Here is a 21,977-nt window from a genome sequence, read left to right as displayed (position 1 = left end):
GGCCGCGCGGTTGCCCGCTAGCAGTAGAACGGGCCCCGCTCGGAGCCGTCCGGGGCGCGCACCACCGCCGTGACGTCCCTGGCGACGCGGGGAGGGGTCGCCGAGCAGGCGATCTGCTCGCCCGCCACGTCGCTGAACCGGTCGAGGTCGACCCCTCCCTCGTGGGCGACCTCGACCACGATCCGGTTGTCGCGGACCTCCGTCGGCGGGGTGGCGATCCGGTAGCCGTCCGGCAGCGCGGTGAAGACGCCCGCGGCCCGTTCGGCCGCGGTCGGGCCCGCGAACAGCAGGTCGAGGCGTTCGGCGGGCGACCGGTCCGGCGACCCGGCCCGCAGCACGTGGAACTTCTTGCCCTCCAGCCGGAACGTCACCCGCACCCCGTCCACCTCGGTCATGGCGGGTGGATCGCCGTAGTAGAACGGCTCGGTCTGCGTGATGCCGCACCCCGCCAGGACCGGCACGAGCAGGAGCGCGACGGCCGCGCGACGGATCACGACCGGCTCCTGGGCAGTCGCACGGTGAACCGCGCCCCCGTGCCCGGCGCGTTCCCGGCCTCGAGGGAACCGCCGTGCAGCCGGGTGTTCTCCCACGCGATGGCCAGTCCGAGCCCGCTGCCCTCCGACCGGGCCCGCGCGGAATCGGCCTTGTAGAACCGCTCGAACACCAGCGGGGTCACGTCGTCGTCCAGCCCAGGCCCGTCGTCGGTGACCACCAGCACGACCTCGTCCTCCGTCCCGGTCAGCTCGACGAAGACCGGCCGGGCGCCGTGCCGCAGCGCGTTGCCGACCAGGTTCGCCACCACCACGTCGATCCGCCTGCGGTCCACTTCGGACACCAGCGTCACGGGTGCCACCACGTCCACCTGGTCGGTCCACCCCCGCGCGGCCAGTGTCCCGGTCACCAGCACCACGAGGTCCACCGGCTCCGGCCGCAGCGCGGCCACCCCGGCGTCGAACCGGGAGATCTCGATCAGCTCCTCCACCAGCGTCCCCAACTTCCTCGTCTCGGTGCTCACCATGCCCGCGGCGGTCGCCGCGTCCCCGGTCAGCGACGCGTCGTCGAGCGCTTCCGCGACGGCCGTCATCGCCGTCAGCGGCGTGCGCAGCTCGTGCGACACGTCCGCCACGAACCGCCGCGACCCCTCCTCCATCCGCCGCAGCTCGGCGACCGTGCGCTCCAGCTCGGCGGTCATCGTGTTGAACGTGCGCACCAGGTCCGCCAGCTCGTCGGAGCCCCGGACGGCCAACCGGGTGTCCAACCCGCCGTCCGCGACCCGGCGCGCGCCCGTGCGGAGCTCGCGCACCGGCCTCAGCACCCCGCGCGCCGCGAGCAGGGCCAGCACGAACGCGGGCACCAGCGACACGAGGACCAGCAGCAGCGACGACTCCGGGAGCGCGGCGATCTCGTCGCGCTGCGCACCGAGGTCCTGCCGCCGGTACACCTCGATGCCGGTCTCGCCCGCGCGGCCGAAGTTCAGCGGCGCGCCGACGAAGGCGTGCGGGGAGCCGTCGACCTCCGCCCGCTGCACCATCAGCCTGCCGGTGTCCCGCACCCGCTCCCGCAGGTCGCGCGGGAGGTCGCCGAACGTGATCCCGTTGCCGTCCGCGTGGCTGTTCCCGAACACCACCACCGCCTTCAACCGGTTGGCCAGCGCGACGAGTTCGGCGCCGGACGGCGAGTGGTCGATGCCGGCCGACCGCTCGACGTCCGAGCGGAGCCTCTCCACCATCCGGTCCTGCGCCGACGACAGCACCACGTCGCGCACCTGGAGGTAGGAGCCTGCGGCGACGACGGCTCCGGTGAACACCGACACCAGCGTGAACGCGATCAGCAGCCGCGCACGCAGACCGAGCCTCACAGCGGCCCGAACCGGTAGCCGAAGCCCCGGACGGTCCGCACGAACACCGGCGCGGACGGCACGTCCTCGACCTTGAGCCGCAACCGCTGCACGCACGCGTCGACGAGCCGGGAGTCCCCGAGGTAGTCGTGGTCCCACACCGACTTCAGCAGTTGCTCGCGCGACAGGACCTGACCCGGTGACCGCGACAGCTCCAGGAGTAGCCGCAGCTCCGTCGGCGTCAACCCCACCTGCACGCCTCCCTTGTGGACGGTCAGCGCCGCCCGGTCGATGACCAGGTCACCGAAAACGCTGGTGCTGCGGGTGTTCTCGCGGTCGATCCGCCGCAGCACCGCCCTCAGCCGCGCGTCGAGCACCCGCGGCTCCACGGGTTTGACGACGTAGTCGTCCGCTCCCGCCTCCAGCCCGCCGACGACGTCGAAGTCGTCACCGCGAGCGGTGAGCATGACCACGGGCACCTCCCCCATCGCCCGCACCCGCCTGCACACCTCGAACCCGTCGATCCCCGGCAGCATCACGTCCAGCACCACGATGTCCGGTACCTCCTCCCGCACCAGCGCCACCCCGTCCTCCCCGCTCGCCGCCGCGGACACCTGGTGTCCGTGACGGCGCAGGGCGAACTCCAGGGCGCTCCGGACCGCCTGGTCGTCCTCGATCAACAGCACACGAGCCACGGCAGGAGTATGGACCGCGGCCGACACGGCGTTTCCGGTGTTCAGGGTTCTGTAGCGAAACCCTGACACGACCCCGACGAGATCGGGAAGCTCGCTGCGGAAGCTGCTCCACATGACACCGACCCATTCCGACTACCTCGCCACGCGGCGGTTCCCCGCGCTCGACGGCCTGCGGGCCATCGCCGCGGTCCTCGTGGTGCTGTTCCACTTCGACGGCCCCGAGATCCTCCAGGGCTGGATCGGCGTGCACCTGTTCTTCGTGCTGTCGGGGTTCCTGATCACGACGTTGCTGCTGCGCGAGCACGACCGCGCCGGACGGGTGTCGCTGGTGGACTTCTACCTGCGCCGGGCGTTCCGCATCCTGCCGGTCTACTTCCTCGTGCTCGCCGCGATCGTCGTCGGCTGCCTGATCGCCGGGACGGTCACCAGCAGCGGTCTGCGGGCCGCGCTCCCGTTGCAGCTCACGTTCTTCAACGAGTTCACCCAGAACAACCCCTACGGGCACTCGTGGACGCTGGGCACCGAGCAGAAGTTCTACCTGCTGTGGCCACTGCTGGCGTTCGCCGGGGCGGCCTCGTCGGCGCGGCGGTTCGGCGTCGCGGCGGCGGGCCTGGTCCTGGCGCTCGCGCTGCTGCCGTTCACGCTCGGGCAGGCGTCGCCGAACTGGACCCTGGGCTACTTCTCCATCCTGGTGGGGTGCGTGGTCGCGCTCGTCCTGCACCACCCGCGCGGCTACGCGCTCGTCCGCCCGTTGACCGGTCCCGTCGCCTCGACCTGCGTCAGCCTCGCGTTCGTGGCCGCGCACCTGTCCGTGCGCACCGCGGCCCCGGTGCTGGGCGAGTGGTTCGGCGTGCCGGGATCCATGGCGGTGACACCGGTGTACGCCGTCGCGTGCGCCTTCCTGCTGCCCGCCGTGGTCTCGGGGTGGCCGGTGCGGCAGGCGCTGTCCACGCGCCCGCTGCGGTTCGTGGGCGAACGCTCCTACTCGCTGTACCTCGTGCAGGGCGTGGCGGGCGGGGCCGTCGCGCTGGTCGGGTCGTTCGGCGGCGCGCGCCCGGTCGTGGTGCTGCTCGTGGCGCTGGGACTGGCCCACGTCCTGCACCGGGCGGTCGAGCTGCCGATGATCGCCGTCGGCCGCCGCGTCGTGGCCCGGCGGAACTCCGTCTCACCACGCTTGCGCGTCACGTGATCGACTCGCGACAATCCCCCGTCGGATCTCGTGGGCGACGATGGTGGAGGACCCCGTGCGGTCGATCCTGCGCGTGCTCGGAACGGCACTCTCCTGCGTGGCGCTCGTGGCCGGGGCCACCGCCGCGCACGCGGACACCGGGTGGAGCCCACCCGCCATCGCGTGGCACGCCTGCCCCGAGGTCCCGGAGGCCGAGTGCGGCACGCTCCGGGTGCCGGTCGACTGGGCCGAACCGCGCGGGGAGTCGTTCGACCTCGCCGTCTCGCGCCGCACGGCGACGGACCCGGCGCGGCGCATCGGCGTGATCGTCGCCGATCCCGGCGGGCCGGGCGGCTCGGGAGCGGCGTTCGCGCAAGCGTTGGCGCTGTTCGGCCCCGAGGTGCGGGCGCGGTTCGACGTCGTCGGGTTCGACCAGCGCGGGACCGGCGACAGCGCGTTCGTCCGCTGCTCGGAGGACCTGCTGGGGCACGGCCCGTCGACCGACCCGGTGGACCAGGCCGGGTTCGACGCGCTGGTGGCGCACAACCGGGCGCTGATCGCGGACTGCCGGGCGCGCAGCGGTCCGGTGTTCGACCACGCCGACGCCGGGCAGTCCGCCCGGGACCTGGACGCGCTCCGGCGGGCGCTGGGCGAGCGGAAGGTCAACTACGTCGGCCTCTCCTACGGCACGGTGCTCGGCCAGGCGTACGCGGAGCGCTTCGGCGGTCACCTGCGGTCGATGATCCTGGACAGCACCGTCGACCACAGCGCGGACACCCGCCGGTTCGTCAACGACCGGGCGGCCTCCGTCGAGGCGGCGTTCACCGAGTTCGTGAAGTGGTGCGACCGCACGCCGACCTGCGCGGTGCACGGCCGGGACGTCCGCGCGACCTGGGAGGACGCGCTGGACGGCGCGGACGCCGTCGGCTGGGGCCGGGCGAGCTTCATCGGGTTGGTCCACAACATGCTGTACCAGCCCGCGTGGGCGGAGATCGCCCAGTACGTGTCGGACCTGGCGGCGGAGAAGCCACCGCTGTCGGCGGCGTTCGAGTACAACTACCTCGCCGTCCGGCTGGCCACCGTCTGCCAGGACTTCTCGCTGCGCGTCCGGGACCACCGGGACTACGCACGGCTGCGGGCCGAGGAACTGCGGCTCGCCCCGACCACGCGCGGCAGCGACCTCGGCCACGACGAGGCGATGTCGTGCGCGGGCGTCACCGGCCCGCCCGCCAACCCGCCGCACCGGCTGACCATCCGCACCGGCCCGAAGATCCTGATCATGAACTCCCGCCACGACCCGGCCACGCCCTACGCGTGGGCGAAGAGCATCCACCGGCAGGCCCCCGCGCACACCGCCCTGCTCACCTACGACGGCTGGGGCCACATCGCCTACGACCGCAGCGACTGCACGCGCGGCGTGGCGGAGACGTACCTGTTCACCCTGCGCACGCCAGCCGAGGGCGCGTCGTGCCCGGCCGTCGAGCCGACGCCGTGATCAGCCGATCGCGGGCAGCACGGCGGCCAGGACGATCAGCAGGCCGATCACCCCGTTGACCACCCAGTGCTCCACGAGGATCGCGACGAACTCCCGCAGCGTCGCGGTCGGCCAGAAGTACCAGGCCGTCGGCGAGCCGATGACCTGGCCGTTCAGCTTCGCCTTGCGCGCCAGCAGCGCGGCCCGCAGGACGTGGAAGTTGTTGGTGACGACCAGGCAGCGGTAGTCCGGCCGCTGCTCGACCATGATCTCCTTGCTGAACGTCAGGTTCTCCCACGTCGTCGTCGACCGGTCCTCCAGCAGCACCCGCTCCCGGTCGACGCCCCTGGACACCAGGTACTCGGCCATGGCGACCGCCTCCGGCACGTCCTCCCCCGGCCCCTGGCCGCCCGAGGTGATCAGCGCCGGCTCCACACCCCGCGCGACCGCCGCGTCGAACGCCGTCCGCCCCCGCTCCAGCCTGCTCGCGAGCAGCGGCGGCACTCTCTCCCCGATCAGGCCCGCGCCCAGCACCACGATGAAGTCGACACCCCGCTTCGGGCGGATCCGGCCGTAGACGAACGAGTACAGCAGGAAGCACGCGAACAGGAACCCGAGGTACGCCAGCAGCCCCGTCATGACGTCGCCGACGACCCCGAGCGGCGGCCAGTCGACGGCCTGCCGCACCGCCTGGAACACCACGAACGCGAAGATCCCCAACCCGGCCGCCAGCGACAGCAGGTTCACCGGCCGCAGACCTTCACGGCGGACCATCGTCACACCGTTCGCGACCAGGAACACCGCGAGGCCCACGATCAGCAGCGGGATCAGCACCACGACCGCGATGACCACGATGCTCGCCGCCGTCGAGGAGACCGACGCCAACGTCATCAGCAGGCCGAAGCCGAGGAACACCAGGGACAGGAACAGGTAGACGCCGTTGCGCAGCCTCCGCCGGTCGCGGATGAAGCTGACCAGGAAGAACAGGAACCACAGCAGCGCGATGCCGTAGCTGTAGACGCTGGCCGTGGTCATGTGGGAGCCCTCCGAGGTCGAGGTGATCATTAGACCAGACGGGGGACGGACCACCTGCCGGAACACCACCGGTCACACCTGGTCACGGCACGGGTGCGGTTGCATCGGACCCCGCCCGCCGTGTGGCCGGTCCGTTGTGGACCAGCCGCCACGTCCTCGCGGTCTCCGTCCATTCGCGATCCGGTTACCAAGATTCATTCAACACTGAAGCCACAAAGCACACCACCAACAGTGCAACCCACCCGAAAAGCTTTGCCCGGCAGGAAATTCACCGCTGCGTGGAAGTCAGGTCGTCAGGGCGTCGTTCATGGTGCCGAACACTTCCAGGTCCTGGTCCATGCGCGACACGCGGAGCACCGCGAGCACCGCCGGGGTGCTGACGACGAGTCTCAGTACGTTGCCGCGGGCCTTGGCGTGGAGGTGGGCGTCGAGCACGACGGTGAGGCCGGTGGACCCGAGGAACCGCAGCCCGAGGCAGTCCACGACGACCAGGGTGTACTGGGCGCACAGCGCTCTCAACTCGCGGCCGAGGCGGTGGGCGCTGGCGGAGTCGGACTCGCCCTCGACCGCGACGATGGCGCTTCGACTGCCCCGGCACACGCGGATGGTCAACGCCTGGCCGTCCACGACCAGCGGCTCGACCTCTACCGGATCGGACATGGTGCACCCCAAGGACATTCCAGCCGAAGGGCGCACTTGAACCCCCGTCAGAGGGAGAGGACCATATCGGGCACCAGCTCACCCCACAACGCCGCGAGGCCACGTTCACCCGGCCTGCTTAGCCCGATCGCGCAGCACCGCGACCGGCCGGTGGACGCCGCGCCCCGACGACTGTCCGAAGTGGACCGACGGGCGCGGGGAGGTCATCGTGCGGCCACCTTCCGGTCCAGCACGTCGACCAGCGCCGCGGCGCCGCGATCCGGTCCCGCGGCGCGCACCTCGTCCCGCAGGGCGAGCAGCCCCGGCGTGCCGCCACCGCCGAGCAGGCCGCGCAACGCGGTCTCCACCTGAGACGCGGTGAGGGCGTTCGGGTCCAGGCACACGCCCGCGCCCGACCGCTCGGCGTCGTGGGCGACGCAGAACTGGTCGCTGGAGAACGGCAGGACCAGCGCGGGCACGCCCGCCTCCAGCGCCTCGGTGAACGTGTTGTTGCCGCCGTGGTGCACGAGCGCGTGCACGTGCGGGAGCAGGGCCCGTTGCGGCACCTCCGCTTCCAGCACCACGCGGGGGTCGGCGGCGAGGTCCGCCAGCGCCTCGACGCGCGCGCCCGCCGCGACGACGACGGTCACGTCCGGGATGCCCAGCGCGCCCGTCACGGCGGTCCGCAGGACGTCGTCCCGAGCGGACAGGAACGTGCCCAGCGCGATGAGCACCACCCGGCGGCCGGTGAGCCGGGCCGCCCAGGCCTCGTCGAGCCGGGCGGGTTCGGTGCAGTGCCCCAGGAAAACCAGGTCGGGCTCCTCGGGCAGCGGCGGCAGCCAGGGGAACCGGGGGTAGTTGAGGACGGCCGCGTGCGGTGACGTCAGCGCGAACGCCCGGCGCGGCACGGGCCGCCGCGGCGCGTGGCGCCGGAGGAAGTCGGCGAACAGCTCGGTGAACCGGAGGTCGGTGAGCCGGGTCGCCTCGCGCAGCTCGGCCAGGTCCGTCGGAGCGACGGCGGACGGCCAGAGCTGCGGCAGGCCGAAGTACTGGTCGTCGCGGGCCACCAGGTAGGTCGGGTGGCCGGGGCAGAACGACGCGTACGGCAGCCCCAGCGCGTGCAGCGCCAGCGTCGCGGCGTAGTTGAGCTGGTCGACCAGGTACCAGTCCGGCCGCAGGCGCTCGTGCAGGGCGGCGACGTCCGCCAGCACCTCCTCCGGCGAGGCCAGCACGTCGGCCCGGCGGTGTGCCGTCTGCGTCAGCAGCGCGGGCACGGCGCCACGCCTGGTGGAGTCGAGGAACTCGTCGAGCCTGCGCGTGGACCCGGAGTCCTGCACGGTGTTCTGCGCGATCCCCGTGTTGGCGTTCCTGGTCGTGCGCAACGGCACGAAGTCCAGTCCCCCGGCCAAGTCCGCGAACTCCGGTGTGGACGCGAATACCACGTCCACACCGGCTCCGCACAACGAGCGGGCCAGAACGGACAGCGGCTGCGCGTGCGACCTGAACGGCGGGCTGATCACCACGGCGCGGGGCATGGCCCACCTCACTTTCCTTGGGATAACAGGGTTTTGTTCGATCCGGACGTCCGTCCGGTTCGAACGTCGTGCGTGCGATCACACCCGGATGTGCTGCGAGCGCTGGAAGACCGTCGACTCCGCCTGGGCGGACCACCCCCGCTCCCCTCGCCGGAACAGGCGCTCGGGGACCTCGTTCGAGCCCCGTCACCTGCGGCGTTCTCCCTGTTGTGCGACCTCGTTCCGGAGCTGCTAAAAGGCGACTTCGGGACCGTGCTGCGGAGAACCCTGCTCGACCGCCCCGGCGAACCCGTCACCGGGTGGCTGCTGGACCTCGCCGCCCTCCACGGGCTGGCGCCGCTGACCGCCGACGAGGCGCGGTCCGTCGGCGAGCGCGCCCCGCTGTGGCGGTACCTGCACTCGCTGGGCCTGCCGGTGCAGGGCGACCCCGGATCGCCGTACGAGAAGCTGCTGCTGGACCTCCTGGCCGACTGGTCGCCACCCCCGGCCGCTCCGGTGGACGGGCCGACGGTGGCGCAGGCGATGCTGATCGGCGGCACCGGGCAGCCCGGTGAGGGGGCCAGCGGTGGGCTCGGGGTGTTCCTGCGGTCGCTGGGCGACGCGCTGGCCGACCGCGACGACGTCGGCCGGGTCGTGACGATCGTGCTCGCGGCGAACCCCACGGCGATCGTCGTGGAACGCGCGGACGACCGGGAGCACTGGACCGTGCACGTGCCGGTGGACTCCCCCGTCGCGTTGAGCCAGCAGGAGATGGGCGGGCACCGGGCCGCGATCACCTGGTGGGTCCGCGCGCTGCTGTCCCGTCACGGGTTGAGCCCCGACGTCGTGCACGTCCGGTACTCCGACGACGGTTCCCTCGCGGTGGCCGACGCGGCCCGGCTGCTGGGCGCGCGCGTGGTGTTCACGCTGACCCCGGATCCGCACCGCCACCTGGCCGAGCGGTACCCCGAGGAGGGGGCGGACACCGACGCGCTGCGGTTCGACCTTCACCGCGTGGGGGTGGCGGACCGGCTGGTCGAGCGCGCCGACGCGCTGGTCACCATCGGCGGGCGGGACGACGAGCTGGTAGAGCACTTCCCGCAACTGGAGCACCGCCGCGCCGTGGCCGTCGAGGAGGGCATCGCGCCGGTGGCCGGGACGGCGCGGCCCGCGCTGGTGCGCGAGCTGTTCGAGCCGTCCAGGGTGTTCCCGCGGCTCGACGACTCGGCGCGGGGCCTGCCCGTGCTGCTCAACGTCGGCCGCCTGCACCCGGTGAAGCAGCAGACCGTGCTGGTGCGGGCGTGGCTGGGGGCGGGCCTGCACCGGTCGACGGCGCTGGTGCTGATCGGCGGGTCGGTCACCGCGCGCACCCCCGACGAGCAGGCCGTGCTGGACGAGGTGCTGGCGCTCGCCGCGTCGGTGCCGGAGGCGCGCGGACGGCTGGCCGTGCTGCCCGCCTGGCCGAACGGGAAGGTGCGCGAACTGGAGCACACGCTGGTCCAGGCCCTGCCCTCGCCGTCGCCGCACCTCTACGCGTGTTCCAGTGCCAAGGAGGAGTTCGGCATCGCCGTGCTGGAGGCGATGGAGGCCGGGCTGCTGGTGGTCGGCCCCCGGCGCGGCGGGCTGCCCCACTACGTGGAGGACGGCCGCAACGGGTTCCTCGCCGACACGTCCACCGCCGAACGGCTCGGCGCGCGGCTGCGGGAGGTCGTCGCGCTGGGCGGGGCGACCCGTGCGGTGGCCGAGGCAGGCCGGGCGACGGTGCGCGAGCGGTTCCCGATCGACCGCGTCGCGGGCTCGTTCGCCCGCGTCTACCTCGGCCAGGCGCGGGCGGGCGACCCGAGTTCTGCGGACAGGGGGTAGCGCGCGACGCCGAACTCCCGATCCGCACACGATCACCGGGGGCGCTTCGGTAACATCGCCGAACGTGACCACGCCGACCCAGACATTCGAGTTCCAGTCCGAGGCGCGCCAGCTCCTCCAACTGATGATCCACTCGATCTACTCGAACAAGGACGTCTTCCTGCGGGAACTCGTGTCCAACGCCTCAGACGCGTTGGACAAGTTGCGCCTGGAATCGTTCCGCGACAAGGACCTGAACGCCGACACCGACGACCTGCACGTCGAGATCGCGGTCGACGCCGAGCAGCGCACGCTGTCCGTGCGGGACAACGGCATCGGCATGTCCCGCGACGACGTCATCGCGCTGATCGGCACGATCGCGAAGTCCGGTACCGCGGAGTTCCTGAAGAAGGTCAAGGAGTCCAAGGACGCCGCCGGGTCGCAGGACCTGATCGGCCAGTTCGGCGTCGGGTTCTACTCCAGCTTCATGGTCGCGGACAAGGTCACCCTCGTCTCGCGCCGCGCGGGCACGTCCGAGGGCGTGCGCTGGGAGTCCGAGGGCGAGGGCACCTACACGATCGAGCCCGTCGAGGACGCGCCGCAGGGCACGACCGTGACGCTGCACCTCAAGCCGGAGGACACCGAGGACCACCTGTTCGACTACACGTCGACGCACAAGGTCCGCGAGATCGTCAAGCGGTACTCGGACTTCATCACCTGGCCGGTGAAGATGGTCGAGCTGCACACCGAGGAGGGCGCGGAACCCGCGCTGGAGACGGTGAACTCGATGAAGGCGCTCTGGGCCCGCTCCAGCAGCGAGGTCGAGCAGTCCGAGTACAACGAGTTCTACAAGCACATCAGCCACGACTGGAACGACCCGCTGGAGACCTTCCGCATCCAGGCGGAGGGCACGTTCGAGTACCAGGCGCTGCTGTTCATCCCGTCGCAGGCGCCGCTGGACCTCTTCATGCGCGAGCGCAAGCGCGGCGTGCAGCTCTACGTCAAGCGCGTCTTCATCATGGACGACTGCGAAGCGCTGATGCCGGAGTACCTGCGCTTCGTGAAGGGTGTCGTCGACGCGCAGGACCTGTCGCTCAACGTCTCCCGCGAGATCCTCCAGCAGGACCGGCAGATCCGGATGATCCGCCGCCGCCTGGTGAAGAAGGTCCTCCAGACGGTCAAGACGATGATGGCCGACAACGCCGAGAACTACGCGAAGTTCTGGACCGAGTTCGGCAAGGCCGTCAAGGAGGGCCTCCTCGACGACGTCGACAACCGCGACTCGATCCTGGAGATCGCGTCGTTCGCGTCGACCCACGACGCCGAGGCGCCCACCACGCTGAAGGACTACGTGGCGCGGATGAAGGACGGCCAGTCCGACATCTACTACCTGACCGGCGAGTCCCGCTCCATCATCGAGAACTCGCCGCACATGGAGGCCTTCCAGGCCAAGGGCTTCGAGGTGCTGGTCCTCACGGACCCGATCGACGAGATGTGGGTCGACGCCGTCAACGGCTTCGACGGCAAGCAGTTCCAGTCCATCGCCAAGGGTGAGGTCGACCTCGGCAAGGACGAGGACGAGGAGAAGAACGCCGAGGCGAAGAAGGACTTCGCCGACCTGATGACGTGGATGACGACCACGCTCTCGGAGAACGTGAAGGAGGTGCGGCTCTCGTCGCGCCTGACCACGTCCCCCGCGTGCATCGTCGGCGACTCCCACGACATCACGCCGACGCTGGAGAAGATGTACCGGGCCATGGGCCAGGAGGTGCCGAAGCAGAAGCGCGTCCTGGAGCTGAACCCGACCCACCCGCTCGTCACGGGCCTGCGCACCGCGCACGAGACCCGCCCCGACGACGAGGCCGTCGCCGAGACGGCGGAACTCCTGTACGGCATGGCCCTGATCGCCGAGGGCGGCGAACTGGCCGACCCGTCACGCTTCATCAGGCTGATGGCGCAGCGGTTGCAGCACTCGCTCTGACCGGGTCCTGGTGGGGCGCGCGAGGATCCGCGCCCCACCGGGTCACCTCTGGACCTCGTCGGCTTCCGCCTCGCAGGCCCTGTCCAGCACGCGCTTGAGGTTCTCGTGGATCAGGACCTTCCTGGGGTGCACGGTCAGCACCCCGTCGTCCTTCAGCTCCTTCAACGCCTTGGTGACGGCCGGGATGGACGCGCCGATGGCCGAGCTGACGTCGTCGCAGTTCAACCCGAGGTCCAGCAGGACACCCCGCTCGGTCCGCTCGCCGTACAGGGCCTCCATCCGCGCCAGGAAGGCGAGGAGCCGGATGTTGACCTTGTGGGTGGCGAACGAGAGGGACGCGTCGCGCAGGACTGTCCGCCGCACGACCACGTCCGTGAAGGCCCTGTGGGCCGCGGGGTTCTCCAGGAACGCTGTGAAGGCCTCCCTCCCGACGACCAGCACGTCACCGTCCTTCGAGGAGACGTGCCCCGCGTGCCTCGGCTTGCCCGTCCAGTGCGCCTCCGCGCCCAGCAGGTCGCCGGGTCCGGAGAGGGCGACCATCATCGGTCTGCTGCCCGCCCGCGCCGCGCGGACGGTCTTCACGTACCCCGTCAGCACGACGGCGACCGAGTCGGGCCGCGCGAACTGCTCCGCGATCCGGTCCCCCGCCCGGTGCCTGCGCGGTCGGCCGATGGTCCACAGCTCGTCGTGCTCCGGCCTGTCGAGCAGCGACAGGAAGACGTCACTCGGCCACGGCGTACCGGCGTACGCGTGGATTCCGCTCGTGCTCATGGCTCTTTTCGTTCCCGCTCTCGTGGCACCCGCCGGGCGGGCGGGCAGGTCGGTGGTGGTCGTCGGGGCTAGTCGCGCCCGTCGTCGTTCGGGCGGACGTGCGCGTGGAGGAAGGCGAACGCGCCGCCGAACGCCGTCAGGCCGGCGATGACCGCCACCGGGACGTTGCCGAACGCCAGGAACGCCAGCACGCCCATGACCAGCGCGCACAGGATGGCCGCCACCAGCAGCAGTGCTGCTCGCTCGGTGATGGGCGGCACGGGGTTCGTCATGCGGTTCTCTCCGGAATCGGGTGTCGTGCAGTGCCGTGACCGCTCGGCGGTCACGGCACTGGAAGGGGGAGGTGCGGCGCCGTGGTTGGGGAGGCGCGGTTCGGTCAGGGGCGGTGCCGCGGGCGCGGGCACTCCCGGCGGGCAGGGGCGATCACGGGGGTCTTTCCACTTCGTCTCGTTGTTGACCTGGGATTTGGGATTTCACGTTCGACCGGCCCGACGCGGTGAACGGCTGTCCACCGGGGACCAACCCGGCGACACCGCTGCCGCTCACCACTTCGGACCGCGTTGTTCGAAATCGTAGCGCGCGGGTGACCGAACACCACGATCCGACGCGTTTTTCCGAACACCTGCGCACATCACGGCGAAGAACTGAAGCCTACTCGGCCCCATTCACTCGATCGGTTATACACGGACCGCGACTCAACGCCACCGCGACCGTGGGCGCAATTGTGCGTGGACGCCCCGCCACGTGGCAAGAGGCGACTCCGCCGTCCACAGAGGCCGGAGTTCCCGCCGACCGGACGCGGCTCCGGGACCGGTGGTCGCCGGGTGGCCCCTGGTCTACCGTGACGGGCGAACCTCTCTTCGTCGTGACGGAGGGCGGGGCAGATCCCGTGGCACCGTCCCGTTGACCTGGGCAGCTCGGGCGCCGCAGCGGGTCGTTGGGCCAACAGCGACCCGCTGCGGCCACAGCACTCCCGCCGGTGCGCGGCGCTCCCCAGGAGCGCGAGGGCCGCCGGTCGTGACCACCGAACCCCACAGCTCCTCGCACGGTGATGTGCGCCACTAATGAGCTTTTCATCATCCCCAGCGATCCCGGGTGAATTCGCGACAATGGACCGATTCCAGATGGAAGCGCTCTCCCGTCGCGGAACACCGCATTTCAGTACGACTGTACTGACGTAAATCTCCGCAATCGTGCGTACTCTCCGGCAGAACCACCTTGTAGAGCGTGTCGCGAACCTGGAAAATTACATGATCAACTCTACGGCTAATTCGGATTCGCGAAATGCCGACCGGGAGGCACGGAAGACCCACCTACCTCCGCCACGCCGAACGAACGCCGTCCGATAACGTCGGCCCCGTGTTGGAAGTGCGCGACCTGACCAAGGCCTACGGCGGCCTGACCGTGCTGCGCGGCGTGTCGTTCACCGTGCGTCCTGGTGAGGCCACGGCGGTGATCGGCCCGAACGGGGCGGGCAAGTCGACGTTGCTGCACTGCGTCGTGGGTTCGGCCGAAGCGGATTCGGGCACCGTCAGCCTCGACGGGGCAGTGCTGCGGGAGTCCGATCCGGGGGTCCGGGCAGCGGTGGCGTCGGTGCTGGACGACTTCGACTTCTTCCCCGACCTGTCCGTCGTGGAGCACCTCGACCTCCACGCCCACGCGCACGGCGGCGGTGGGGTGGACGAGGTGCTCGCGGAACTGGGGCTGGAGGGCGTTAGCGACCAGCTCCCCGCGACGCTGTCGAGCGGGCAGCGACGGCGGCTGGCACTCGCCTCGTGCCTGATCCGACCTCGGAGGCTGCTGGTGCTGGACGAACCGGAGCAGCGCCTGGACGCGGCGGGTCGCGAGTGGCTGGCCGACCGGCTCGCCGCCGAGAAGGCCTCCGGCACGGCGATCCTGCTGGCCACCCACGACGTCGGGCTGCGCGACGCGGTCGCCGACCAGCACGTCGACCTCGGCGCATGACCGGCCGGACACCCGTCGACGACCGGCCGGAGCCCACGACCACCGCCGCCGACCTGAGGCGCGCGCTCCGCCGCTACCGGGCCGACCCGCGTCCCCTGACCGCCCGCCTCTCGGACCTCTACGGCCAGGCCCTCTACGTCGTCATCGTCGGTGGCCTGCTCGTCTCGGCGGTGAACTCCGGGCTGGAGCGGGTGGCGACGGCGGGCCCGCCGCAGGCACCGGACCTGCTCCGGTGGACGGTCCTCACGGCGGCGCTGCTCGCGGTCGCGCTCCTGTGCCGAGCGGCGATGGCGGTGGGGCCGGTGCTGGTCTCGCCCGCGGCGCGGACGTGGCTCCTCAGCTCACCGGTGGACCGGAAGCGGTTGCTGGCGCCCAGGTTCGCCGTCCTGATCGCCGCCGCGGCGGTCGTGGGCGCGGTGCTGGGCGCGACGGTCTCGCTCCCCTCCGCGCTCCTGGGCGCGCCGATCGGCGTGCTCATCACCGCCGCGCTCGTCGAGGCGCAGGCGAGCCGACGACGAACCTCCAGGGCCCGCGCCGGGATCACCGCGCTGATCGGCTGTCTGGCCGTGTTCACCGCCGTGCTGGCGGCGGTGCCGTCACTCCCCTGGCCGCCGCCTGTGCCGATCCTGCTTCCGGCGGGTGCGGCGTTCGTCCTCGCGACGGCGGCGACGTGGCACGCCCATCGGATGCTCGCCAGGATGACCAGGAGCGCGCTGTCCGACGGCGCCGAGGTCGCCGCGGTCACGGCCACCGCGACCACGTTCCTGGACCCGGCGCTGCTGTCCGGCACGGTGGTGCTCCGCCAGGCGCGCGCGACGGGCGCGGTCCGGTCGATCCGCTTCTCCGGCGGCAGGCGCCGGGCCCTGCTGCGCGCCGACCTGCTCCGCCACACCCGACACCCCCTCGGCGCGCTGGTCTTCCTCGGCCTGCTGCCGGTGCCCTACCTGGCAGGCCACCTCACCGCCCCACCCGTCGTGGCCGTGGTCCAACTCGGCTGCCTGTTCCTGGTCGCCGACCGCTTCGCCAGAGGGCTGCGGCTGGTCAGCGGATCGGCCGCGCTGCGCCGCGCGCTGGGCGGCTCGGACCCCGAACTGCGCCTGCTGCACCTCGTCCTGCCCGCCACCACCGCCCTGCTGTGGACCCTCGCGACCCCGGTCGTGCCCGCAGGGCACCTGGCGCTGTCCGCGGTGGGAGCCGTGGCCGCCGTCTACCGCGGCGCCACCAAACCCCCGATGGCGTACGACTCCCCACTCCTGGACACCCCGATGGGCACCATGCCGATCGGCCTCATCGCCCGCCTGCTGCGCGGACCGGGACTGCTGGTGGTCGTCGCCGTGGTTCACCTGTCCTTCTAGGACGCCGAACGGGCCGGGTCCACTGTGGACCCGGCCCGTTCGGTGGAGTGGAACTACGCCGGTTCGCCACCGATGGCCGCGATGATCCTCGGCCGGAGTTCGGCGCAACTGATGATCGCGTCGACCGAGCCGACGTCCACGGCGCGCTGAACGCTGTGCACGCGGTCGAACTCGGTGGCCACTTCGGAGAGCTTCTCCGACCGCACCGACTGGCGGACGTCGGCCAGTTCGGCGGCCAACGACGCCCTCTCGCCACCGGACGAGCCTGCCACCAGCGCCTCGGCCTCGCGGACGCGCGGGTCGTTGCCGGTCCGCTTGTCGACGTCGCGGGCGAACACCACGGCCGCGGCGGGGGCGCCGCCGATCACCGAGGCGAACGAGCCCTCGACCGCGAGCACGGTCATGTTCGGGTTCAACGCCTTGGAGAACACCACGAACGCGCCGCCGTGGTACCGCGAGATCACGCAGAACACGATGGGGCCCTCGAAGTTCACCACCGCGCGGCCGATCTCCGCCCCGTACTCCAACTGGAGCTTGCGCATCGACTCAGGCGAGCCGTCGAAGCCGGACAGGTTCGCCAGCACCACGAGGGGCCGGTTGCCGCTGGCCGCGTTGATGGCGCGAGCGGCCTTCTTCGACGACCGCGGGAACAGCGTGCCCGCGGTGTAGGTGTCCGGGCCGTCGGTGGGGGGGAAGCCGCGGCGCGGCACGGAGCGGGACTCGATGCCCAGCAGGCACACCGGGCGGCCACCGAGGTGGACGTCCTGCACGGCCGCAGTCTCCGCGTCCGCCATGCCCGCCCACCGCTCCAGCACCGGGTGGTCCTGGTCGGACAGCGCGCGCATCACCGTGCGGATGTCGAACGGCTTCTTGCGGTCCGGGTTGAACTCGGACGAGAAGATCTGGCCGACCGTCGTGAACTCGCTGTCCGGCACGGCGTGCGGGAACGGCGACACGTCGCGGTCGACCGGGTCGGTCGTGGTGGTCGACCGGGGACCGGACTCGCCGGGCGCGACGTAGCTGTGGTCGTAGTGCGACATCAGCACTTCACGCGCGGCGCGCAGGTCCGGGGCCCAGTACTGGGCCTGGCCGTTCGGGCCCATGATGCGGTCGTAGCCGCCGATGCCGTGGTTGTCCTCGGCCGAGACGCCGCCGGAGAAGTCCAGCGACTGCTTGCCGGTGAGGACCATCGCGGAGTCGGGCGTCATGACCAGGATGCCCTTGGTGTGCATGAGCATCGTGGCTTCGGCGTTCCAGTACGGCTGGGCGCCGACGTTGATGCCCGCGACGACGATGTTGATCTCGCCGCCGTCCTGGGTGAAGGTGACGATCCGCTTGAGCGCCGCCGCGACCCAGTCCATGTTCTCGGTGCCCGAGTCCATCGAGATCCGGGCGCCCGCCGAGAGCGCGAACCACTCCAGCGGGACCTGGAGCTCCTCGGCCAGGTCGAGCGCGGCGATGACGCGGGCGCACTCCGGTTCGGACAGCGCGCCGAGCGCCTTCGTCGGGTCGCCCAGCAGCACGACGCGGGCCATGCCCTGCGGGTGGCGCGAGGTCGGCGTGGTGACGACACCGGCGACGAGCGCGGCGGTGTTGCCACCGCGCGGCCGGTCGGTGGCGACGAGCTTGCCGGTCGACGAGTCCAGGTCGTACTCCTGGAACGAGCCGAACGGCCCGGCCAGCATGCCGGTCAGCTCGTACGGGTACACGGTGCCGCGGCTGTGGGCGCGCAGCACCTCCTGGCGGTAGTCGTCGAGGGGCTCGACGGGCTCGGTCGGCGGCAGCACCACGGACAGCCGGACGCCCGCGCCGACGTCGTACCCGATGCGGACGGCGATGTCGACCAGCTCACCGGACGCGGGGTCGCGGCGGCGGCCCAGGAACAGCACCTCTTCGAGGTCCGCCCCCGCGGTCGTCGGCATGACGCGCCGGGCGACGACGTTCAGCTCCTCCGGGCTGAGGTCGGTCGGCGGCCACACGTAGATGACGATGCGGTTGGTCGCGGACTTCTTGGCGCCCGGCTTCTTCGCCCGGCGGATCGCGTCGAGGCAGGTCGCGAGGATGTCCTCGGCGGCGGGCAGCGCCACGAGCCTGCCCTCGTCGTCGCGCAGCGGGGTCAGGTCGCGGACCTGGCCCAACACCACGAGGCGCTCGTCGGACGGGTTCTGCTTCGCCGTGGCGCGGAAGAGGTAGACCTCCTCGTCCGGCGACGCCAGCCGGGTGAGGTCGAACGCGCGCAGCCGCTCCAGTTGCATCCGCTCGGCGATGCGCGGGTGCAGGCCGCGGAGCAGGCGCTCCTCGGTGAAGCCCTCCGGCGACGGGCGGAACGTGAAGTGGTGGTGCATCACGGCGCCGCTGTTGCCCGCGACGGTCGTGGTGATGCGGCCGATCCGCTCCGACGGCTGCTGGGCGGCCAGCACGTCCTGGAGCTTCGAGGCCATCGCGTCGGGGTCCGTGGGGCCGTCGGCCCACGCCAGGTAGAGGTCCGCGACCACGTCGCCGTCCCCGGCGAACCCGTTGACCGCCCGCACGGCCGCGGGCAGCGCGGTGAAGTCGACGGCGGTGGTGACCACGCGACCGGCACCGGCTTCGGTCCGGTGCTCGGCGACGACGAACGTGCAGCCGTCCACCTCCACCGCCCGGACGTCGCTCAGCGCGCGGTTGCCGTAGTAGCGGCGGGTCAGGACCTCCAGCAGCGCCTTCGGGTCCGCTCCGTCGCGGCCGATGCGCTGGCCGACCAGGCGCACCAGCGGCTCGGCGCTGGCGACCATAGTGGAGATCCGCTCGGCGCGGTCCTCGGCGTTCGGGTTCACGTCGAGGTGGCGGAGCTGCTTGCGGACGCCCGCGTAGACCTTGGCGCGGGTGCGGCGCAGCAGCGGCTGGGCGAACCAGCCGAACACGACGCCGCGGGCCAGGTCGGCGACCGCCGGGAAGCGGACCTGCGTGGCGGCGACCAGGTGCTCCAGCGCGAGGCCGACGGTGATCCGGTCCGCCTCCGGGGGCGGGCCCTCGGACAGCCACTGGCGCAGCAGCGTGGTCATCACCGCGACGTCGGACGAGGACCGCTGCTGGGCCAGGAAGATCCGGAAGACCGCGTCCTCCAGCTCCGGCGTGCGGTCGAGGCCGTCGACGCCGTAGTGCGACAGCACGTGCGTCAGGCGCTGGCGGAAGCTGTCCGACAGGCCCGCGCGGTCGGCGTCCAGGCTCTGGAGGTACGTGTGGAAGTACTCGCGCGGGCTGTGCACCGAGGAGTCCGGCTTGCGCTCCTCGCCGACGGGCCGGTTGCGGCTCAGCTCGCACAGGTCGGCGAAGAGCTGCACGAGCGTGCTCTCCCCCGCCAGCGCGCGCCTGCCGGAGCTCGTCAGGTCCTTGCGGGCCGCGAGGTAGTCGTTGAGCAGCCTGCCCGCGTCGACCGGGTCGACGTCGAAGCCGAGCAGCAGGCTGCGCAGCCCCTGGAGGCCGTGGGCGACGCGCGTGTCGGCGGGGGTGTCGAGCTGCTCGGCGGGCAGTTCCAGCGCGGCGGCCGGGACCGCGGCGGCGGGCGAGGCGGTCTCGTCGCCGTCGCCGACCGGCTCCAGGCGGAGCAGGCGGGCGCCCGACTCGACCTGGCTGCCGACCTGGACCGCCAGCTCGCGCAGGCGACCGCGGAACGGCGCGCGCAGCACCGTCTCCATCTTCATGCTCTCCAGCACGAGCAGCGGCGCGCCCGCCTCGACCTCGTCGCCGACGGTCAGCGGCGTGGCCACGACCAGCGCGGGCACGGGCGAGCGCAGGACGCCGCCCTCGTCGCGGCTGATGCGGTGCGTGACGCCGTCGACCTCGACCTGGTGGACGGGACCGTGCGTGCCGGTCACCACCCGGAAGCGGACGCCGTTGACGATGAGCTGGCCGGTGTGGCGGTCGAAGCGCTCGACGTCCACGTCGGCGGTGTGGTCGGCGCCGCCGCTCGCGGAGACGCCGACGCGGAAGCTGTGCGGGGCCACGCGGGACACCTGGACGCGGTAGCCGACGTCGCGGAGCTTCAGCTCCAGCGCGCGGCCGGTCTCGTGCTGGGCCTGGGGACGGCCGCCGTGCGCGGTGGTCAGCAGGCGCTGCCGGGCGACGGCCTCCTCGTCCTCGTAGGCCTCGATGGCCGCGGCGATCAGCGCGACGGCCGAGTTCTTGTGCGTGACGAGGCCGCCCTGCGAGCGGACGCGGTCGATCCAGCCGGTGTCCGCGGAGCCGTCGATCACGGCGGGCTCGTCGAGCAGGTCGCGCACGAAGCCCTTGTTCGTGACGCCGCCCGCGATGATGACCGTCGTCTCGGTCATGGCGCGGCGCAGCCGGGCCAGCGCCTCGGTGCGGTCGCGGCCGTGGGCGATGATCTTGGCGATCATCGAGTCGAAGTCGCCGGGGATCGTGTCGCCCTCGCTGAACCCGGTGTCCACCCGGATGCCGGGGCCGCTGGGCAGCGCGAGGCGGACGATCTTGCCGGGCGACGGCGCGAAGTCGCGGTCGGGGTCCTCGGCGTTGAGCCGGGCCTCCACGGCGTGACCCCACTCGGCGGGCGCGGAGCCCTCCAGCTTGCCGCCGGACGCGACGTGCAACTGGGCCTTCACCAGGTCGACGCCGGTGGTGATCTCGGTGATCGGGTGCTCGACCTGGAGGCGGGTGTTGACCTCCAGGAACGCGAACAGCTTCTCACCGGGGTGGTAGAGGAACTCGACGGTGCCCGCGCCCTGGTAGTCCACGGCGAGCACGAGCCGCTCGGCGGACGCCTTCAGGTCGGCGACCTGGTCCGGCGCCAGCACCGGGGACGCGGACTCCTCGATGATCTTCTGGTTGCGCCGCTGCACGGAGCAGTCGCGCACGCCCAGCGCCCAGGCGGTGCCCTGCCCGTCGGCGATCACCTGCACCTCGACGTGGCGCGCGCCCGTGACCAGGCGCTCCAGGAAGACGACGCCGCTGCCGAAGGCGCGGGCGGCCTCCTGGCGCGTGAGGTCGTACGCCTGGGTCAGCTCCGCCTCGGAGGCGACCATGCGGATGCCGCGGCCACCACCGCCTGCGGTCGCCTTCAGCATCAGCGGGTAGCCGATGTCCTGCGCGGCCTTGAGCGCGTCGTCGAGCGAGTCGACCGGCCCACCGCTCCACGGTGCCACCGGCACGCCGACCTGCTCGGCGATCAGCTTCGAGCCGATCTTGTCACCGAGCTTGCGCATGGCTTCGCCACTGGGACCGACGAAGGTCACGCCGATCTCGGCGCACAGCTCGGCGAACTCGGGGTGCTCGGCGACGAAGCCCCAGCCCACCCACGCCGCGTCGGCGCCGGTCTCGACCAGCGCGCGCTTCAGCACGGCGTAGTCGAGGTAGGGGCGGTCGGCCGCCAAGCCCAGGTCGTAGGCGAGGTCGGCTTCCCGAACGAAGGTGGCCGTCCGGTCGGAGTCGGTGTACAGGGCGACGGTCTCGATCCGTGTCCCCAACTCCGCGGATAGGTCCCGAACGGCGTGGATGAGCCGCATCGCGGCTTCCCCACGGTTGACGATGGCAACACGACTGAACACTGATCGGGCCTTTCGAAAGACGACGAACTGGACGGCCGTCGCCGTCGCAACGGAGTCAACACTCTCGACTGCCTACTAGTACAAGGTATGGCGATCGCAACGCGTGTCAGGTGCCCTGCGTTGTAAGGATCTGCCAAAAGGCGAGCCGCCGACAACCCCTA

At 71.8% G+C, this 21,977-nt stretch carries 15 protein-coding genes; 6 read left to right on the top strand and 9 right to left on the bottom strand.

Annotation, left to right across the window (positions count from 1 at the left end; all coding sequences use genetic code 11):
- Nucleotides 1–17 precede the first annotated feature (17 nt).
- Genes NZH93_RS11805 through NZH93_RS11795 form a run of 3 tightly spaced genes read right to left on the bottom strand, consistent with a single transcriptional unit; the run spans nucleotide 18 to nucleotide 2,532 of the window.
- Nucleotides 18–494 (bottom strand): hypothetical protein, encoded by a 477-nt coding sequence (locus NZH93_RS11805; RefSeq protein WP_259623039.1) that lies wholly within the window; start codon nucleotides 492–494, stop codon nucleotides 18–20.
- Entirely contained in the window at nucleotides 491–1,858 is a 1,368-nt protein-coding gene (locus NZH93_RS11800) for an ATP-binding protein (RefSeq protein ID WP_259623038.1), read from the bottom strand. Before NZH93_RS11800 ends, NZH93_RS11805 begins: the two co-directional genes overlap by 4 nt.
- Nucleotides 1,855–2,532: a response regulator gene (locus tag NZH93_RS11795; RefSeq protein ID WP_259623037.1), complete on the bottom strand. Its 678-nt coding sequence runs from the start codon at nucleotides 2,530–2,532 to the stop codon at nucleotides 1,855–1,857. Before NZH93_RS11795 ends, NZH93_RS11800 begins: the two co-directional genes overlap by 4 nt.
- A gap of 112 nt (nucleotides 2,533–2,644) precedes the next feature.
- Between NZH93_RS11795 and NZH93_RS11790 the strand changes: the two genes are divergently transcribed.
- Together NZH93_RS11790 and NZH93_RS11785 are read left to right on the top strand one after the other, a co-directional pair.
- Complete coding sequence (locus NZH93_RS11790) at nucleotides 2,645–3,721, top strand: acyltransferase family protein (protein ID WP_259623036.1); 1,077 nt, start codon at nucleotides 2,645–2,647, stop codon at nucleotides 3,719–3,721.
- A gap of 40 nt (nucleotides 3,722–3,761) precedes the next feature.
- Nucleotides 3,762–5,195, top strand: coding sequence for an alpha/beta hydrolase (locus tag NZH93_RS11785; protein WP_259623035.1), 1,434 nt, complete (start codon nucleotides 3,762–3,764; stop codon nucleotides 5,193–5,195).
- Here NZH93_RS11785 and NZH93_RS11780 read toward each other — a convergent pair whose 3' ends face one another.
- The 3 genes from NZH93_RS11780 to NZH93_RS11770 form a co-directional block, all read right to left on the bottom strand.
- Complete coding sequence (locus tag NZH93_RS11780; protein ID WP_259623034.1) at nucleotides 5,196–6,209, bottom strand: YdcF family protein; 1,014 nt, start codon at nucleotides 6,207–6,209, stop codon at nucleotides 5,196–5,198.
- Between the two features lie 285 nt (nucleotides 6,210–6,494).
- Nucleotides 6,495–6,869 (bottom strand): STAS domain-containing protein, encoded by a 375-nt coding sequence (locus tag NZH93_RS11775; protein ID WP_259623033.1) that lies wholly within the window; start codon nucleotides 6,867–6,869, stop codon nucleotides 6,495–6,497.
- Nucleotides 6,870–7,072: 203 nt separating this feature from the next.
- On the bottom strand, nucleotides 7,073–8,383 hold the full coding sequence (locus tag NZH93_RS11770) for a glycosyltransferase (protein WP_259623032.1): 1,311 nt from the start codon (nucleotides 8,381–8,383) through the stop codon (nucleotides 7,073–7,075).
- 252 nt (nucleotides 8,384–8,635) lie between these two features.
- On the opposite strand from NZH93_RS11770, the gene NZH93_RS11765 reads away from it, so the two are divergent.
- Nucleotides 8,636–10,225, top strand: coding sequence for a glycosyltransferase family 4 protein (locus NZH93_RS11765; protein ID WP_259623031.1), 1,590 nt, complete (start codon nucleotides 8,636–8,638; stop codon nucleotides 10,223–10,225).
- A 64-nt stretch (nucleotides 10,226–10,289) separates the two neighbouring features.
- Complete coding sequence (gene htpG / locus NZH93_RS11760; protein WP_259623030.1) at nucleotides 10,290–12,185, top strand: molecular chaperone HtpG; 1,896 nt, start codon at nucleotides 10,290–10,292, stop codon at nucleotides 12,183–12,185.
- A gap of 42 nt (nucleotides 12,186–12,227) precedes the next feature.
- Here the strand turns inward: htpG and NZH93_RS11755 are convergent, their stop codons facing one another.
- Nucleotides 12,228–12,956 carry a Crp/Fnr family transcriptional regulator gene (locus tag NZH93_RS11755; protein WP_259623029.1) on the bottom strand — a complete coding sequence of 243 codons (729 nt, stop codon included), beginning with the start codon at nucleotides 12,954–12,956 and terminating at the stop codon, nucleotides 12,228–12,230.
- 68 nt (nucleotides 12,957–13,024) lie between these two features.
- Nucleotides 13,025–13,228, bottom strand: a complete 204-nt coding sequence (locus NZH93_RS11750) for a hypothetical protein (protein WP_259623028.1) — start codon at nucleotides 13,226–13,228, stop codon at nucleotides 13,025–13,027.
- A gap of 1,087 nt (nucleotides 13,229–14,315) precedes the next feature.
- Here NZH93_RS11750 and NZH93_RS11745 point away from each other — a divergent pair.
- Both NZH93_RS11745 and NZH93_RS11740 read left to right on the top strand, forming a co-directional pair.
- The gene (locus NZH93_RS11745; protein ID WP_259623027.1) at nucleotides 14,316–14,921 is read left to right on the top strand and encodes an ABC transporter ATP-binding protein; all 606 of its coding nucleotides are present in this window, start codon (nucleotides 14,316–14,318) and stop codon (nucleotides 14,919–14,921) included.
- On the top strand, nucleotides 14,918–16,276 hold the full coding sequence (locus NZH93_RS11740; RefSeq protein WP_259623026.1) for a DUF6297 family protein: 1,359 nt from the start codon (nucleotides 14,918–14,920) through the stop codon (nucleotides 16,274–16,276). The genes NZH93_RS11745 and NZH93_RS11740 overlap by 4 nt, the downstream gene beginning before the upstream one ends.
- Nucleotides 16,277–16,329: 53 nt before the next feature.
- Here NZH93_RS11740 and NZH93_RS11735 read toward each other — a convergent pair whose 3' ends face one another.
- Nucleotides 16,330–21,816 carry an ATP-binding protein gene (locus NZH93_RS11735; protein ID WP_259623025.1) on the bottom strand — a complete coding sequence of 1,829 codons (5,487 nt, stop codon included), beginning with the start codon at nucleotides 21,814–21,816 and terminating at the stop codon, nucleotides 16,330–16,332.
- Between the last annotated feature and the right edge of the window lie 161 nt (nucleotides 21,817–21,977).

Source organism: Umezawaea endophytica, from assembly GCF_025061645.1.
In the GTDB taxonomy this organism is placed as follows: Bacteria; Actinomycetota; Actinomycetes; order Mycobacteriales; family Pseudonocardiaceae; genus Umezawaea; species Umezawaea endophytica.
The sequence above is the reverse complement of the archived record's forward strand: the minus strand, read 5'-3'. Positions and strand labels throughout refer to the sequence as shown.

Coding starts and splice junctions, on each gene's coding strand:
- NZH93_RS11790 (WP_259623036.1), top strand. CDS start 2,645: ATGACACCGACCCATTCCGACTACCTCGCCACGCGGCGGTTCCCCGCG.
- NZH93_RS11785 (WP_259623035.1), top strand. CDS start 3,762: ATGGTGGAGGACCCCGTGCGGTCGATCCTGCGCGTGCTCGGAACGGCA.
- NZH93_RS11780 (WP_259623034.1), bottom strand. CDS start 6,209: ATGACCACGGCCAGCGTCTACAGCTACGGCATCGCGCTGCTGTGGTTC.
- NZH93_RS11775 (WP_259623033.1), bottom strand. CDS start 6,869: ATGTCCGATCCGGTAGAGGTCGAGCCGCTGGTCGTGGACGGCCAGGCG.
- NZH93_RS11770 (WP_259623032.1), bottom strand. CDS start 8,383: ATGCCCCGCGCCGTGGTGATCAGCCCGCCGTTCAGGTCGCACGCGCAG.
- NZH93_RS11755 (WP_259623029.1), bottom strand. CDS start 12,956: ATGAGCACGAGCGGAATCCACGCGTACGCCGGTACGCCGTGGCCGAGT.
- NZH93_RS11750 (WP_259623028.1), bottom strand. CDS start 13,228: ATGACGAACCCCGTGCCGCCCATCACCGAGCGAGCAGCACTGCTGCTG.
- NZH93_RS11740 (WP_259623026.1), top strand. CDS start 14,918: ATGACCGGCCGGACACCCGTCGACGACCGGCCGGAGCCCACGACCACC.